Origin of the sequence: Catellatospora vulcania (genome assembly GCF_009720385.1) — a bacterium.
Lineage (GTDB): Bacteria > Actinomycetota > Actinomycetes > Mycobacteriales > Micromonosporaceae > Catellatospora > Catellatospora vulcania.
In genome coordinates, this window is sequence record NZ_ML769306.1 from 242,983 (window position 1) to 258,980 (window position 15,998).

At 73.6% G+C, this 15,998-nt stretch carries 13 protein-coding genes; 9 read left to right on the top strand and 4 right to left on the bottom strand.

Annotated elements, in window-relative coordinates; all coding sequences use genetic code 11:
- The first annotated feature begins 389 nt into the window (after positions 1–389).
- The 5 genes from glsA (at position 390) to F6W97_RS14440 (ending at position 6,679) form a co-directional block, all read left to right on the top strand.
- On the top strand, positions 390–1,262 hold the full coding sequence (gene glsA, locus F6W97_RS14420) for a glutaminase A (protein WP_155370814.1): 873 nt from the start codon (positions 390–392) through the stop codon (positions 1,260–1,262).
- 303 nt (positions 1,263–1,565) lie between these two features.
- Complete coding sequence (locus tag F6W97_RS14425; protein ID WP_230686673.1) at positions 1,566–2,831, top strand: serine hydrolase domain-containing protein; 1,266 nt, start codon at positions 1,566–1,568, stop codon at positions 2,829–2,831.
- Between the two features lie 66 nt (positions 2,832–2,897).
- Positions 2,898–4,109: a low temperature requirement protein A gene (locus tag F6W97_RS14430; RefSeq protein WP_196279140.1), complete on the top strand. Its 1,212-nt coding sequence runs from the start codon at positions 2,898–2,900 to the stop codon at positions 4,107–4,109.
- A gap of 154 nt (positions 4,110–4,263) precedes the next feature.
- Positions 4,264–6,426 (top strand): DEAD/DEAH box helicase, encoded by a 2,163-nt coding sequence (locus tag F6W97_RS14435; protein ID WP_155370816.1) that lies wholly within the window; start codon positions 4,264–4,266, stop codon positions 6,424–6,426.
- A gap of 88 nt (positions 6,427–6,514) precedes the next feature.
- Positions 6,515–6,679 carry a hypothetical protein gene (locus tag F6W97_RS14440; RefSeq protein ID WP_155370817.1) on the top strand — a complete coding sequence of 55 codons (165 nt, stop codon included), beginning with the start codon at positions 6,515–6,517 and terminating at the stop codon, positions 6,677–6,679.
- Positions 6,680–6,798: 119 nt separating this feature from the next.
- Here F6W97_RS14440 and F6W97_RS14445 read toward each other — a convergent pair whose 3' ends face one another.
- The 3 genes from F6W97_RS14445 to F6W97_RS14455 all read right to left on the bottom strand — a co-directional run bounded on the left by F6W97_RS14445 (position 6,799) and on the right by F6W97_RS14455 (position 8,994).
- Positions 6,799–7,605: a metallophosphoesterase family protein gene (locus tag F6W97_RS14445; RefSeq protein ID WP_230686674.1), complete on the bottom strand. Its 807-nt coding sequence runs from the start codon at positions 7,603–7,605 to the stop codon at positions 6,799–6,801.
- Positions 7,602–7,820 carry a diacylglycerol kinase family protein gene (locus F6W97_RS14450; protein ID WP_155370818.1) on the bottom strand — a complete coding sequence of 73 codons (219 nt, stop codon included), beginning with the start codon at positions 7,818–7,820 and terminating at the stop codon, positions 7,602–7,604. The genes F6W97_RS14445 and F6W97_RS14450 overlap by 4 nt, the downstream gene beginning before the upstream one ends.
- 145 nt (positions 7,821–7,965) lie before the next feature.
- Complete coding sequence (locus F6W97_RS14455; protein ID WP_155370819.1) at positions 7,966–8,994, bottom strand: family 43 glycosylhydrolase; 1,029 nt, start codon at positions 8,992–8,994, stop codon at positions 7,966–7,968.
- A 90-nt stretch (positions 8,995–9,084) separates the two neighbouring features.
- On the opposite strand from F6W97_RS14455, the gene F6W97_RS14460 reads away from it, so the two are divergent.
- Positions 9,085–9,672 (top strand): hypothetical protein, encoded by a 588-nt coding sequence (locus F6W97_RS14460; protein ID WP_155370820.1) that lies wholly within the window; start codon positions 9,085–9,087, stop codon positions 9,670–9,672.
- Between the two features lie 80 nt (positions 9,673–9,752).
- Here F6W97_RS14460 and F6W97_RS14465 read toward each other — a convergent pair whose 3' ends face one another.
- Positions 9,753–10,397, bottom strand: a complete 645-nt coding sequence (locus tag F6W97_RS14465) for a hypothetical protein (RefSeq protein ID WP_155370821.1) — start codon at positions 10,395–10,397, stop codon at positions 9,753–9,755.
- A 157-nt stretch (positions 10,398–10,554) separates the two neighbouring features.
- Here F6W97_RS14465 and F6W97_RS14470 point away from each other — a divergent pair, with 157 nt between their 5' ends.
- The 3 genes from F6W97_RS14470 (at position 10,555) to F6W97_RS41390 (ending at position 15,933) form a co-directional block, all read left to right on the top strand.
- A complete protein-coding gene (locus F6W97_RS14470) occupies positions 10,555–13,524 on the top strand; it encodes a BTAD domain-containing putative transcriptional regulator (RefSeq protein ID WP_155370822.1) in 2,970 nt (989 codons plus the stop codon).
- 158 nt (positions 13,525–13,682) lie between these two features.
- Positions 13,683–14,051: a CAP domain-containing protein gene (locus F6W97_RS14475; RefSeq protein ID WP_196279141.1), complete on the top strand. Its 369-nt coding sequence runs from the start codon at positions 13,683–13,685 to the stop codon at positions 14,049–14,051.
- Positions 14,052–14,190: 139 nt separating this feature from the next.
- The gene (locus F6W97_RS41390; protein ID WP_155370824.1) at positions 14,191–15,933 is read left to right on the top strand and encodes a protein kinase domain-containing protein; all 1,743 of its coding nucleotides are present in this window, start codon (positions 14,191–14,193) and stop codon (positions 15,931–15,933) included.
- Positions 15,934–15,998 lie beyond the last annotated feature (65 nt).

The following is a 15,998-nucleotide window of genomic DNA, read 5'->3' on the forward strand; positions in this document are numbered from 1 at the left end:
GGTAAACCGTTGAAGGCGCCACCCGGCCGCATCGACGAGGATCGGTCCAGGTCGGGTGGACCGAAGATATGGCCGGTGACTCCGGTGCAGAACCCGCGATCTGTCCGGCAGGCGAACGCAAGGGAGAACCCTATTCATGCCGCGTTCACCCGACGGCCGACAGCGCGGCCGGGGCGAGGGCGAGCACACGCGGATGCAAGGGCTTTCCCCGTTTCGCGCACCCGGTCGCCGTCGGCACGATGAACCGGGCCACGGCACACCAGCGCCGCGGCCGGGCGGGGACCGCGCGTGGGCCGACCTCCACGCCACGGAACCCGCGGGGTGGCCGGGCACGCTCCGATCACCTCGGGCCTGCCCGCCACCGCGACCGCCGACCAGTGGAGCCGCACATGAAACTCGACGTCGTCGTGGAGACGGTGTACGCGGCAGCGCAGCTCATCGCGGCCCCCGACCGGCGCTTCGGCCTCGCCGCGGCCACCGTCGACGGGCGCGTGCACGGCGCCGGGCAGTGGCGGGAGCCGTTCGCGATCCAGAGCATCGCCAAGGTGTTCGCCCTGGCCCAGGTCATCGCCCTCGACGGCGACAAGGTCTGGGCGCGGGTCGGCCGCAGGCCCTCCAGCCGCCCCTACAACGCGATCTCCGAGTTGGACACCGAACGCGGCATCCCCCGCAACCCGCTGCTCAACTCAGGCGCGCTCGTCGTCGTCGACCGGCTGCTGGAACTCACCGGCGGTCAGTCCTGCCACAGCGTGCTCGACCTGATCCGGGCCGAGTCCGCCAACCCCGCCCTGGACGTGGACCCCGCGGTGGCCCGCGCCGAGCACGAGCGCGCCGAGCGCAACACCGCCATCGCGCACCTCATCGCGGCCTACGGCAACCTGCACCACCCCGTCGACGCGGTGTTGACGCACTACATCTGGCAGTGCGCGATCGCCGCCAGCTGCCACGACCTCGCCCAGGCCGGGCTGCTGCTGGCCCGGGGCGGGGTAGGGGCAGACGGACGGCGGCTGCTGGCCCCGCAGGACACCCGGCGCATCAACGCCACCATGCTGACCTGCGGCGCCTACGACGCGAGTGCCGACATCGCGCACCGCGTCGGACTCCCCCTGAAGTCGGGGGTGGGGGGAGGGATCCTGGCCGTGGCGCCCCGGGTGGGCACCGTCTGCGTGTGGGGCCCCGGCCTGGATTCCTCCGGCAACTCCGTGTCCGGCATGCTCGCGCTGGAGCACTTCGCCTCACTGAGCGGCTGGTCGGTGTTCTGACCGCGGGCGCCCCGGCGATGGAGGTACGCTACCGCCCGGTCACCGGACCGCCACGCTGACGTCGGTCGACTTCACGAGCGCGGTCACCGTGTCCCCCCGCCGGCCAGGCCAAGGTCCTCGGCCGCCTCGCGAGCCGACGGCGTGAACCAGCCGTCCGGCGGACGGCAGGGGGAGCTCCGGCCCGTCCGGTCAAAGCCGACTGTCTTTGGTCAATGCGGCGTTTTGCCCCATGTACGTCGATACGCTCTGAGTGACCCGACAGCGGCAGTCCACCCGGACGCCCGGACCGGAGGCGAGGACAGGGTGATCGAGACCGACGACCGGCCCCGCCGCCGCGCCGCGCTGGCCGCCGCCGTCGCGGGAGTGCTCGCGCTGGGGGCGTGCACGGTCCCCGCGGACGCGTCCGCGAAGGTCACCGCGATGGCCCCGACCCCTCAGGCCGAGGCCATCGCGAAGATCGTGGGCGACGAGATGGCCGCCCAGTCCCTGCGGGCGGTCATCGTGAAGGTGACCAGAGGCGACGAGGTCGTCACGTCCCAGGCGTTCGGCCAGTCCCTGGACGGCGTGCCCGCCACCACGGACATGCGCTTCCGCAACGGCGCGGTCGTCTTCGCGTACCTCGGCACGCTGCTGATGCTCTTCGTCGACGAGGGCAGGGCCGGACTCGACGACACGATCGACCGCTGGATGCCGGCCCTGGCCGAATCCGGCAAGGTCACGCTGAAGATGCTGGCGAACCAGACCTCGGGCTACCCGGACTACGAGACCGACCCCGGCTGGAACGCCGCCTTCAACGCCGACCCGTTCCAGTCCTGGACGGTGCAACGGCGGCTGAAGTACGCGTTCTCCCGGCCGATGCAGTTCGCGCCGGGCACCAACTGGAGCTACTCGCACACCAACTTCATGATCCTCGGCGAGATCCTCGCGAAGATCGGCGGCAAGCCGCTCGACGTGCTGCTGCGCGAGAAGGTCCTGGATCCGATGGGGTTGACGGACACCGTTGCCGCCCAGACCGGGGCCATCCCGCCGCCGGTGCTGCACTCGTTCAGCTCCGAGCGCCGCCAGGCGCTGGGCGTCCCGCCGAAGACCGCGTTCTACGAGGAGTCGACGTTCTGGAACTCCGACTGGGGCACCCCGCCCGGCGCGAACCAGACCTCGACCATCGACGACCTGGCCACCACGGCCGTCGCCGTCGGCACCGGCAAGCTGCTGTCGGAGTCGAGCTACCGGGCGATGACCGACACGAACTTGATCGGGTTCGGGCAGGCGCAGGCCGACTGCGCCCCGTCCTGCTTCAAACAGGTCGACGGGTACAACTTCGGCCTGGGCGTGATCCGCTCCGGTGCCTGGATCATGCAGAACCCCCTGGTCGGCGGGTACAGCGCGCCCGAGTCGTACCTGCCGCCGGAGAAGGTCGGCATCTCGGTGGCCGTCACCTTCCTGCCGGGCGCGTTCGACTGCGAGGGCAACTACCCCGACGCCAGCGACCACGTGTTCCGCCTGATCGCCGCGTACGTGGCCCCGAACCACGCCCCGCCGATGCCGAAGCCGTTCAAGAAAGCCTGCTGAGTAAGAAGTTGTCCGGCGGGCCGCAGGCCCATAGCGTTGCCGGGCAGCCTCACCGCAGGGAGTCCCGTGAACCACCCGCCGCTCGCCGCAGACCCGGTCGCCGAAACCCCCGCCGCCCCGCCCGCCCACCACGAGGAACAACGGGTCGCCTGGGCGGAGCTGTTCTTCGACCTGATCTGGGTGTTCGCGATCACCCAGATCACCACGACGCTGGCCGGCGCGCACACCGCGGGCGAGGCCGCCCGCACGCTGCTGCTGTTCCTGCCGCTGTGGTGGGGCTGGGTCGGCACCACCCTGGTGGCGAACCTGGCCGGCAGCCGCGTCGACCGGGCCGCGGGCAGGCTCGTGCTGTTCGGCTCCGCCGGTTGCGGCCTGCTGGTGTCGGTCGCCATCGGCCGGGCCTGGGGCGAGCACGCGGTGCTGTTCGCCGTCGCGTACGCCGTGCTGCGGCTGGTGCTGTGGGCGGTCCGCAGTGGACTGTCCGGAACGCGCCGGCCGGCACTGGAGCCGTTCGCTGTCGCGCTGTTCGTCAGCGCCCCGCTGTACCTGGCCGGCGCCCTGCTCGGCGGGTCGTGGCAGACCGCGCTGTGGGCGGCCGCCGCGCTCATCGAGCTCAGCAGCCCGCGGCTGCTGCGGCGGCGGTTGAGCGGGATGCGGTTCGAGACAGCCCACCTGCCCGAGCGGTTCGGCCTGGTGCTGATCATCGCGCTGGGCGAGACAGTGGTGGCCACCGGCAACCAGGCCGCCGCGGGTCGCCTCGCCGCGCCCGAACTGGCCGCGCTGCTGCTCGCCTTCACCCTCATCGTGCTGCTGTGGTGGACGTACTTCCACTACGGGGCCCCGGCCGTGCGGCACAGCCTGGAGCACACGCCCGCCCAGTCCCGCATCGTCACCGACGTGTTCAGCTACGCCCACCTCGGCTACGTGATCGCGATCGTGGCCGTCGCCGTCGGCCTGAAGAAGCTGCTCGCCCATCCCCTGGACGTGCCGCACAGCCTGCCCGAACTGCTGCTGGCACCCGGCGTCGCGCTGTACCTGTGGGGGTTCTGCTACGCCCGCTGGCGCATGTTCGGCGCGGCGACGCTGCAGCGCTTCACCGCCGCGCTCGCCTGCTGCGCCGTGGCCGCGGCTGCCGTCGTGCTCCCGATCCTGGTGACGGCCGCGCTGCTGGTCGCGGTCCTGCTCGCGCTCAACGGGTTCGAGGCCTGGATCATCCGTACGCACCGGCCGCTGCCGCTGCTGCGGCTGCCCCGTGCTCGTGCCGGCACCGACAGCTGAGCCGACGAGGGCGTGACGGCGCTGCCCGGTGGGCATGAGGGTGGCGGGCGGCCGACGCCGCAAGCGCCGACGGCCCGATGCCGAGCGGCCCGCATCAACGCAAGAATCCATGGTCCGCGCCGTACCGGCGCGGCGGGTGTGAAACGAGGTCACGATGGTCGCCGCTGCCCGCAGCCGTGAAGCGCGTGCCCTGGTCGCCGACGCCGCCGACGCGCAGCGGACCGCCCGCACGCTGCTCGACACCGAGCAGCACCTCGTCACGGAGATCCGCGGGCTCGCCGACGCCCACCGGCGGCGGCTGCTCGACGAGCGGCTGCACCAGGCCGACATCGCGCGGCTGCGGGACACGGCCGACGGCCGGTTGCGCCTCGGCCCGCTGCAGGCCGCCGGGTTCAGAACCGTCGGCGACCTCATCGCCCGGCGCCAGCAGCTCCACCAGTACCCCGGCATGGGCTCGGCCAGCGTCGCGCAGATCGAGGCCGCCATCGAGTCGCTGGCCGAGACCGTCGAGGCCGACACGGTACTGCGCCCCGACCCCGACCGCCGCTCCCCGGAAGACACCCACCTGCTGCTGTCGCTGCACCGGCTGGCCGTCTTCCGCCGCCGGGCGCGCCCGGTCCTCGGCCGGGCCGGCGAGCTGCACGACGCCGTCGCCGGCCGCATCGACGGCGCGCGGCGGGCCAACAACCGCTGGCGCAGCCTGTTCCGCGGCCGCCAGGGCCGCCAGGCCGATGCCGCGGAGCTGGCCGCGCTCGAAGCCGACCTGCGCTCGCCGCGGCTGGAAACCGCCCGCACCCGGGTGCAGGCCGCCGCGACGGCGCTGGCGGCCGAACCCACGGCCAAGCAGCTTTGGCAGAAGTACAAGGCCGACGCCGCGACCTTCCTGACCCTGCTGGCCGAGGTCACCGGCCGGCGGACCGGCGAGCGGGGCCCGGCCGATCACCTGTCGGCCGACGACGCCGTGCGGATCGACGAGCTGCGCCTGGACACCAGCCTGCTGATCTCCACGCTGCGCGGCTACCAGTCGTTCGGCGCGCGTTTCATGGTCGTGCAGCGGCGGGTGATCCTCGGCGACGAGATGGGCCTGGGCAAGACCGTCGAAACCCTCGCCGCCATGTGCCACCTGGCGGCGCAGGGCGAGCGGCATTTCCTGGTGGTGTGCCCGCCGAGCCTTGCCGGCAACTGGATGCACGAGATCAAACGGCACTGCCGGCTGACCCCGCGTCTGCTCTACGGCGGCGACCTCGCCAAGAACACCGCCGCCTGGCGCGCCCAGGGCGGCATCGGCGTCGCCTCGTACACGGCCCTGGACCGGCTGGACCTCAAGGACGTCACGGTCGCCATGGCCGCCTTCGACGAGGCCCACTACATCAAGAACCCGGAGACCAGGCGCACCAAGCAGAGCCGCCGACTCATCGACCGGGTCGAGCGGGTCGCGCTGCTGACCGGCACCCCGCTGGAGAACCGGGTGTCGGAGTTCGCCGCGCTCACCGAGCACGTCAACGCCGACGTCGCCCAGCAGGCCGCCGCGGCGCCGTCCGCCGAGGCGTTCCGGCAGGCCATCGCCCCGGCGTACCTGCGCCGCAACCAGTCCGACGTGCTCGCCGAACTGCCCGCCCGGATCGAGAACGTGCTGCCGGTCACGCTGGCCCCTACCGAGGCCGCCGCCTACCGCAAGGCCGTCTGGGAGGGACACTTCATGACCATGCGCAGGGCCACGTTCGGCGACCCGGCGAAGACCTCCACCAAACTCGACCAGATCCGCGAGATCGCCGGTGAGGCGCTGGCCGAGGGGCACAAGGTCGTCGTGTTCTCGTACTTCCGGGACGTGCTCACCGCGGTCGCCGCGGCGCTGGGCGCCCGCGCGCACGGGCCGCTGACCGGCTCGACGCCACCCTTGCAGCGCCAGCAGGTCATCGACAAGTTCACCGCCGGCAAGAGACCGGCGGTGCTGGTCAGCCAGATCGAAGTCGGCGGCGTCGGCCTGAACCTGCAGACCGCCTCGGTCGTGATCCTCGTCGAGCCGCAGTGGAAGCCCAGCACCGAGGAGCAGGCCATCGCCCGCTGCCACCGGATGGGTCAGGTCCGCCCGGTGCAGGTGTTCCGGCTGATCGCCGAGGACACCGTGGACACCAGCATGCGCGAGCTGGTCGCGGGCAAGGCCGCGATCTTCGACGAGTACGCCCGGCGCAGCGCGTTCAAGGACGCCAACGCCCAAGCCGTCGACACCTCCGACGGCGACAGCACCCGGGCCTCCGCCGAACGCCAGATCATCGAGCAGGAGCGAGCCCGGCTGCGGCAGTCCGGCGACGGGTGACCTACGGGCACCGGCCGCCGAGCCAGTCGCGCCAACCCCGCCGCGGCGGCCGGGACAGGCCCTATGCTGCAGGAACAGGGGGTGTGCGATGCCTACGCAGGGCAACGGGATGTCGGTCGGGGCGCGGGTGGCGGTCTTCACGGTGCTCGCCGGAGCGGCGGCCGCCGGGGTGGCCGGCGCGCTGCGCCGCCGCAACCGCCGGGACCTCGTGATCGCCGAAAAGGATCTCGGGCCCAAGAACAAACCTCGCTGACCTGTGCCTACGGGTCTGACAGCGTTGCCCGGCTCCGCTACGTCGTGCCGATGCATCGCTCCGGCACCCGTCTGCTGGGTGGGGCGTACCTCGTCCAGCCGTGACCTCCCGGGAGCAACTCAGACCGTGGTCCACTCGTGGCCGTCGCGGGCGTAGTCGGTGCGCTGGTGGGTGCCGAAGCGGTCGCCGTCCCAGTGCCGGGTCGACACGGTCATCCGGTCGCCCTCGGCCTCGATCAGGTTGTAGCTGTTGGGTTCGCCCTTGAGCCGGTCCGAGAACGCCGTGCCGCACTGCGCCACGACCAGGCCGTCGGCGACGCCGCTGTACGCCAGGTGGATGTGCCCGCCGAGCAGCAGGTCCGCGCGCCGGCGCAACCGCCGCAGGGCCGCCTTCGACCGGCCGACCAGTCCGCGGTGCTGTCCTGCAGGGGTCAGCAGGAACGGGTGGTGGGCGATGACCACGCGCAAATCGTCGCCCGGTGCCTCGTCGAAGGCCGCGCCGATCGAGGTGAGCTGCCTGGCGTCGATCCGGCCCCGCGACCAGTCGGGGTGCCAGCCCCACTGCCTGGCGGTGTTGACACCTACGGCGACCAGGCCGTCAGCCTTGTGCGCGACTGCGCCGTACGGGTCGGAGTCCAGGTGCTGCCGCCACGGCCGCCAGGGCCGGGTGAACCGCGCCCACACCCGCCAGCCGGGCAGGTCGTGGTTGCCGGGCACGACCAGCGCCGGGGCGGGCAGCTCGGCCAGGAACGCGCGAGCCGCCCGGAACTCGGCCTCGCGCGCCGTCTGGGTCAGGTCGCCGCACACCGCGACCAGCGTCGGGGCGGCTTCGTGCAGCTCGGCCAGCAACGCCTGCGCGACCGCCGGAATGTCGCGGCCGAAGTGCAGGTCGGCGATCTGCGCGATGCGCAGGTTCACCGGCTTCACGCGGCCGCGCCCCGTGCCGGCACGGCCAGCGCCCGGATCTCATACCGCAGTGGCGGCGACAGCCGCTCGATCTCGCCGTCGCTCATCACGCTCATCGCCGTCGTCTTGCCACTCACCTGCACAGTCTTACCCGTATAGGTCCGGATCCGCGCGTCGTGCCGCCGGCTGCCGTGGAACAGTTTCGCGGTGACCGCGACCACGGCGACGCGTTCCACGGTCGGAGTCCAGGTCCGCGCGGTGAACGGCCGGGTCAGCTCGGGATCGCCGACGCGGGAGCCGCCAGACCGGTCAGCACCGCCGTGGCGGCGAACAGGCCGCAGATGGCGCGCCTCAGCTGCATTGCCGCTTCCTTTCGCGAGGTCACAGAAATGCGCCGACGACCGGGGTCGCGTTGTCCGCGCCCCAGTTCAGGATGGCCGCGTACAGGGCGCGCCGGCGGTCGGCGCCGTTGCCGATCTGGCTCGGGGTGCAGGCCTTGGTGCCGGCGCCGCATACCCAGCCGTGCAGGAAGATCCGCCAGCCGCCGTCCAGCGACGTGGTGACATCGCTGCCACCCGGACCGCAGATGCCGGTCCCGGCGGTGGTCAGCAGGCTGTGCTCGGTCGCGCCGCCGAAGTGCCAGCGGTCCGCCGACCGCAGCCAGACCGTCGCGTAGCTGCAGTTGTCGTACCCGTACCGGGAGGCGAACAGGACGAACTGGTTGCCGCGCTGGACCAGCACGGGGTTCTCGATGATGCCGTCGCGCTGCAGCAGCTCGCCGCTGTCGTTGCCGAACCAGTGCAGGCCGCTGTCGGCCAGCCGGACCATCCGCAGCGTGGACGGCGTCTGCTGGGTCTTGTACAGCAGGAAGCGCTTGCCGTCGCTGTCGGTGAACGGCGACGGGTCGATGACCCCGGCGTCGGCTATCGGCCGCCCGGGGACCCGGTCCTCGCCGCCGTGCCGCCCGCCCGGACAGACCAGGGGCTGGTCGGCCGGCTGGAACGTCCCGCCCGGGTCGGCGGTGGCGTTGACGGCGACGCCGATGCAGCGCTGGCCGCCGAAGTCCTTGGCCACGGCCGCGAAGTACATGACGAACCCGGCTCCGGTGCGCCACACGTCGGGCGCCCAGACGTCGCCGTTGGCCATCCAGCCGGGCATCGGGTCGAGGTCGAGTGCCGCGCCCGTGTTGCTCCACGGCCCGACGGCCTCGTCGCCCCGGCTGACCCGTACGCCGGATCCGGTCGAGTAGACGTAGAAGTCACCGTTCTCCCGGAGCACACCGGGGTCGGCGATCGCGGCGGACGGCGCGTAGACGGGGGCCGGAGCGGCCGCGTGGGCAGTCCCCGGCAGCGCGAAGAGCAGCGCCGCGGCTGCCGCGAGGCCGAGCCTGGTTCGCCTGGACGTCTTCATGCGGCACAAGGTAGGAGATCGGCCTACATGAATACCACAATATTCACGTCAGTCGCCGGCCCGGTTGACGCCGCAGGGAACCATGTGGATGTGACCGTCGACGACGACCGCGAATCCCGCCCCGCACCGCGCCGCCGCCTGCTGTGGTGGGCCGCCGCCGCCGTCGCGGCGGTCGTGCTGCTGACGCTGTACTCCGCCACCGTGCTGCCAGCCGGACCTGAGGGCGCGAAACCGACTCCGGAGCGGCTGGCGATCACCGCGGGGCTGTTCAGCGGCCTGCTGCTGATCGGCTGGGCGGTGCTGGCGGCCGCCTGGATGTACGTGCGGCTCTGGCGGACGGTGCTACAGGGCGAGTCCGTGCACGCAACCGTCACCGTCCGGGAGTCCACTGCGGATTCCGACGGCGACCTGAGGTGGAGCGTCCGCGTCACCGGGCGTACGACATCGGGTGACGCCTTCGATCGCGGCCTGGACCTGGGCTACACCGAGCCCGGTCCGCTGGGGTCGACCATGAGGGTGCGCTACCACACCGGGATGCGCAAGATCTGGGCGGTCGACCCCGTCGGCAGGATGATCGCCGCCGTCGTCGTCGGCCACCTGATCGCCGTGGCGACCGCCATGACCCTGACCGCCCTGACGGTGTTGATCGTCGCGGGCCTCGTCGACGTCTGGCAGTGACGCGGCATCGGGCACCCCCGGACCGCAGACGCGCCGGGCCCGGGTGAGGCTCAGCCCCACCCGGGCCCGGCGCGCGGGGCTCAGCCCAGCTGCGGTGCCGCGAACTGGGCGGCCGCCTTCTCGAATTCGGCCATCGCGGCCTGCGTCCACGGATTCGGGGACGGATCGGTCAGCGCCTTCTGCATCAGCCCGACGCCGTCGGCGACGTCGACGGCGGCCGACCGCAGCCACGGATTCGGCTGCGGGTCGAAGGTGTGCTTGTCGAGGTCGGCGATGCCGACCTGCTCCACCGTCACCTTCGCGCCCCGCACCAGCCCCGCGCCGGCGATGAACGCGTCCTGCGCCCGCGCCCGCAGCACCGCCGCCGTGCGGGGGTCGGCCTGCCGGGCCTGCCCGAGCAGCCCCAGCCCGTTGGCGACGTGGCCCAGGAAGCCGCGCTCGATCTCCTCCGGCAGCACCTTGTCGATGCCCAGGTCGATGCCGTAGTCCCAGATGCAGCACGGGTTCGGTTCGTAGGCGTACGGGACCTCGAAGCAGTGCTCCACCCAGATCCAGCCCCACGGGGTCTTCTTCGGGTACTCGAAGCAGTAGGTGATCGACGTGGCGGCCTGCGCCGGGCTCGGGGCCACGAACGTGACCACGCCAAGACCGGCCACCATTGCCGCCAGCAGCAGCGCGAGCCGCCGCAGCCGGCCTACACGTCGAGGCGCCGTGGTCGTTTCCATGTGTCGTCCTTCCCAGGATCTTCGGCGGCCGCAACGGCCGGGTGCCACCCAGGGTCCGGATCGGCGTACGGCCGGCGTCAAACTCCGGTCAAACGCGGACTGTCACGATGTCGACCGGTCCGAGCGTTTCGCGCGGCCACTCTGCCTCAATGGGCACATGGCGCTCCCCACCGTGCCGATGCTGCCGGACCGACGCCGCCTGCTCGTGACGGCCGCGCCGGGCTTCGGCAAGTCCTGGCTGGTCCGGGCCTGGCTCGCCGATCAGCGGGCGACCTGGGCCGACAGCGACGTCGACCCGGCCGCGGTCGAGGACTGGCTGGTCATCGACGATCTGCCCATGCTCGACACCGCCGCCGCGCAGGCCCTCGTGGCCCGGCTGGACCGGCTCCCCGCGACGACGCGGGTGGTCCTGATCTCGCGTACGCCGTGGCCGGGCCGGCTGCCCGCGGACTGCGCGGCACTCGACGCCCACGACCTGGCCCTGCCGGAACACGCGGTGGCCCGGGTGCTGGCCGAGGAGTACGGCCTCGGCTCCGCCGACCTGGCCGCCGCCGTGCACGAACTCACCGCGGGCTGGCCGTCGCTGGTCCACCGCGCCGGCCGGCACCTGCAGGGCGGCACCGTGGCCACCCTGTGCGCCGGCGGCGCCGAACTGGACGCCTACGTCGCCGACCACGTGCTCGGCCACCTGTCCGCGGCGGAGCGCCGGCTGCTGGGCAGGCTCGGCGAGCTGGGAACCGTCTGCGAGGACCTGGTCGGCCCGCGGGACCGCCGGACGCTGCGGCTGCTGACCCGCACCGGGCTCGTCCTGCCCGCGGGCGCTCCGCCGGGCACGTACGGGCTGGCGCCGATGCCGCACTGGCTGCGCCCCGTGCCCGCGCTGGCCGCCGTGGCCGCGCAGCGCGAGCCGCTGCCCGCCCCGGCCAGGCGCCGCCTGCACACCGAAGCCGGCGCCTGGCACGCCGACCGGAGCATCTGGACACAGGCCGCGCACGCGCGGCTGCGGGCCGGGGACCGGGCCGGGGTGGCAGCGCTGCTGCGCGAGCACGGCTCGGCGATCGTCGCCGCAGGTGGCGCGGGCGTGGTCATCGACGCCGCCACCGCCGACGCCGACGACGGGCTCCGGCTGCTGCACGGCGAGGCGCTGGCGGTCACCGGGCGGCTCGACGAGGCCCTGGCCTGCCTGACCCCGTTGCTGGCCGACCGTGCCTCGATCGAACCCGGGCTGGCCTGGCGGCTGGGCCTGGCGTACTACGCCCGCGCCGAACATCGCGCCGCGTTCGACGTGCTCGGCCGGGGGCGCCTCGACCGCGCCGACACCGTCGACGAGGCGCTGCTGCTGTCCTGGACCGCGACCGTGCACTGGAGCGTCGGCGACCGTGACGCCTGCCGCGACCACGCCGAGCGCGCCCGGCACGCCGCGGCCGCCACCGGCGACGACCGGGCGCTGGCCGCCGCGCACGTCGCGCTGGCCCTGCACGCCGTCCTGACCGGCGACCGCGCGAGCAACATCGAGCAGTACGCCATCGCGCTCGCCCACGCCGAAGCGGCCCGCGACGCGGTCCAGGCCGCCCGCATCCGCAGCAACCGGCTGTCGCAGCTGCTGGAGGAGGCGCGCTACCCGCAGGCGCTGACCGAGTCGGCGGAGGCGGTGGCCGCCGCGGAGGCGTCCGGCAACGCCACCGCGCTGACCGTCGCGCTGGTCAACCGCAGCGAGGCACTGGCCCGGCTCGGCCGGCTCGACGAGGCCGAGCGCTGCGGCGAGCGGGCCCTGGCGATCAGCCAGCGGGCGGGTTCCGGCAAGACGGCGTACGCGCTGACCATCCTCGGTGACGTGCGGGCCCGGCGCGGGCAGCGCAGCCTGGCCCGAGCCGCGTACGAGGAGGCGGTGCGCGCCGCCGACACCGACGGGATGCAGCAGTGCTTCGTCCCCGCGCTGGCCGGGCTGGCGTGCCTGGTCGCGTACGACGACCCGGCCACCGCCCGGCGCCACGCCGAGACCGCCGCCTCGCGCGCCAACGGCCCCCTGGCCACCCGCGCGCTGCTCGCCGTCGGCTGGGCCGCGATCGCCGCTGGCGACGGCCTCGCCGCCGCGGCGGCCGCCGACCGGGCCGAGGACTCCGCCCGGTTGCACCGCGACCGGGCCGGCCTCGCCGAAGCCCTGGAGCTGCGCGCCGACACCAGCGACCGGCCGTCGGCCCGGCGCACGGCCCTCACCGAGGCGGCCCGGACCTGGCGCGCCACCGGGGCCCGGCTCGACGCCGACCGCGTCGCCTGCCGCCTCGGGCAACTGCCCGGCGCCAGCGACGAGGAGCAGCTCGCCTCACGGGTGGCCCGCGCCTCGCTGGAGGCCGCGGGCGTGCTGCCGGCCGCGGCCGGCGACCCGAGCGCCGCCCGCGCGCCGCACGTGGCGGTCCGGGTGCTCGGCCGGTTCGAGGTCCTCATCGACGAGGCGCCCGGCCCGGCGTGGCGCTCCCGCAAGGCGCAGGACCTGCTGCGCATCCTGGTCGCCCGGCGCGGGCGGCGGGTCGCCCGCGAGGAGCTGGCCGGGCTGCTGTGGCCGGACGACGACGACCACCAGGCCGTCGCCCACCGGCTGTCGGTGGCGCTGTCCACGCTGCGGTCCGTGCTCGACCCCGACCGCAGGCTGCCGAGCGACCACTACGTGTTCGCCACCTCGACCGCCCTCGCCGCCGATCCGGCCCACCTCGACATCGACCTGGACACGTTTCTCGGTGAGGCCGAGATCGGCCGGCGGCTGCACGAGCAGCGCCGCTTCGCCGAGGCGAGGGAGGTGCTGGCCGCCGCCGAGCGCCGCTACGTCGGCGACGTGTTCGAAGACGAGCCGTATGACGACTGGGCGGTGCCGGCCCGCGAGGAGGCACGGGCCACCTACCTGCGGATCACCCGGCTGCTCGCGGCGCTCGCCGCGGACCGGGGCGCGACCGACGAGGCGCTGGGCTACCTGCTGCGGATCCTCGCCCGTGACCCCTATGACGAGCCCTGCCATCGGGAGGTGGTCAAACTGCTCGACCTCGCCGGCCGGCACGGCGAGGCGAAGCGGGCCCGGCTGCGCTACGCCGATGCGATGCGCGAGATCGGGCGCGGCGCCGAGGCGAGGGTATAGCGGCCGGGCCTGGTCACCTGACCGGTTTGCCGCACGGCGAGACCGGGCATCGGTCGGCCATGGTGCGCCGGCTCCTGGTTGCAGGACTCGTGATCTGCCTGGCCGCATGCTCGGGCGGACAGGCCGATCCCGCGACACCGGGTGGCGGGGAGTCCCTCGTGGCGTTGCTGAACCAGCGGCGGGCGGAGGTGTCCTGCCCCGCGGTCACGGCCGACACGCAGCTGGCCGAAGCCGCCGGCCGCCACGCGCGGGACATGCTCGACCACGATGTGCGCGACCACACCGGCTCCGACGGCAGCACCGCGCAGCAGCGCATCGCCGACACCGGCTTCGACGCCTCCGCAAGCGGCGAGATCCTCTACTGGGCGCAGGGTGCCGGCGACGCGCGGCAGGCCGTCGACGCCTGGATGGACAGCTCCGGCCACCGCGCGATCATCAGCGACTGCGGCCTCACCCACGTCGGCGCCGTAGCGCTCACGGCGGGCGGCGAATACGCGGCGGTGGCCGACTTCGCGACTCGCACCTAGTACGGGTCCGGGGCCACGGCAACCCGCTGCCGAGCGAGGCGCGAACATCAGGGAGGCCGCGCCGAAGGTCCCGGCCGGGCGACGTACCCTACTGCGAGTCGGGAACGGATTCGGGTTCTGGCCTGCGAAGGTGGTCGCTTTGGTCCATGCGGGAACCGTGCTCGCCGGACGGTACCGGCTTGAGCAGCGGGTCGGCAGCGGCGGCATGGGCGAGGTGTGGCGCGCCTTCGACGAGGTGCTGGGCCGCACCGTCGCGGTCAAGTGCCTGCTGGACGGCCGGCCCGACGACCCGACCTTCGTCGACCGGTTCCGGGCCGAGGCCCGCATCATGGCCACGATCAGCCACCCCGGCGTGGTGGAGGTGCACGACTTCGGCGACGACCTGGCGGCGGGCGTGTACCTGGTCATGAAGTACATCGAGGGCGAGTCGCTGGCACACACGCTGGCCCGGGTCGGGCGGCTCAGCCCGGAGGCGACGATGCGGCTGGTCGCCGAGGCCGCCGAGGCGCTGCACGCGGCCCACGACAAGGGTGTGACCCACCGCGACATCAAGCCCGGCAACCTGCTGCTGCGCACCGACGGCAGCACGCTGGTCACCGACTTCGGCATCGCCCGATCCGCCGGGGCGGCCGGGTTCACCACGACCGGATCGCTGGTCGGCACCGCCGGATACATCTCGCCCGAGCGGGCGATGGGCCGGCCGGCCACCCCCGCCTCGGACATCTACGCGCTCGGCATCGTGGCATACCGGTGCCTGGCCGGGCACATGCCGTTCACCGGGGACAGCGTGGTGGAGATCGCGCTGCGGCATGTCCAGGACGACCCCCCGCCGCTGCCGCCGGACGTGCCACCCGCCGTCCGGGCGGTCGTCGAAAGGGCGATGGCCAAGGACCCGGCGCTGCGCTGGCCCACCGGGGCCGCGCTCGCCGTCCAGGCCCGGCACGCGGCGGCGGACCCGCCTGCCCACCAGCCCACGGCGGCGGTTCCACCTGCGACGGCGTCGGCTCCGACCCGGCCGCAGGGCGTGGTGGCGGTGCCGACCCGCGACCAGCCGGGTGCCGGCCCGCGCCGCGGCAGGCGGCTGCTCGTCCCTGTGCTCGTCGGCCTGGTCCTCGCGGCCGTCGCGACAGCCGGGATCGTCCTGAGCGACCCCGCCGACTCGCCGTCGCAGAGCCTCCCGCCGAGCCCCGGCGCGGGCATCCCGAGCCCGGCCGCCGACGACGTGGCCGCGAGCCCGCCCGCGAGCCCGTCGACGAGTCCCGGCGCGGCCACCTCCGCGCCGGGTTCCGCCGTCCCGAGCCCGAAGCCCAACGCCGGGACCACGTCGCTCGCGCCGCCGAGGAACCTGACGGCGACAGCGGTCGGCGCCGGTACGATCCGCCTGCGCTGGAAGGACACGTCGACCAGCGAGGTCGGCTTCACCGTCATCGACGGCAGCACGTCACGCGACGTCGCCGCGAACACGACCACCTACGACTGGACCGGGCTGCAGCCCGCGACGCACACGTGCTTCAAGATCCGGGCGTACAACTCCGCCGGGGTCTCGGCCTACCACCCGGCCGCCGAAGGCGACTGGGTCTGCGCCACCACCTTGGACGGCTCGGGACCGGCCGCGCCCACCAACCTGCGCGCGACGACACCGAGCGCCGACACGATCCGCCTGCAGTGGAACGACAACTCGTCCGACGAGACGGGGTTCACCATCACCAACGGCAACACGTCGCGCAACGTCGGCGCGGACACCACGACGTACGAGTGGGACGGCCTGGCCCCCGGCACGTACATGTGTTTCAAGGTCCGCGCATACCACTCCGGCGGCGTTTCGGGCTACGCCCCGGCCGCGGCCGGCGAATGGGTCTGCGTCACCACGCCGACGGCCTAGCTCGGAAAGCGGGGCCGTGACCAGCTCGTACGAGCTGGTCACGGCCCCGCTTTCACGCCGTCCGG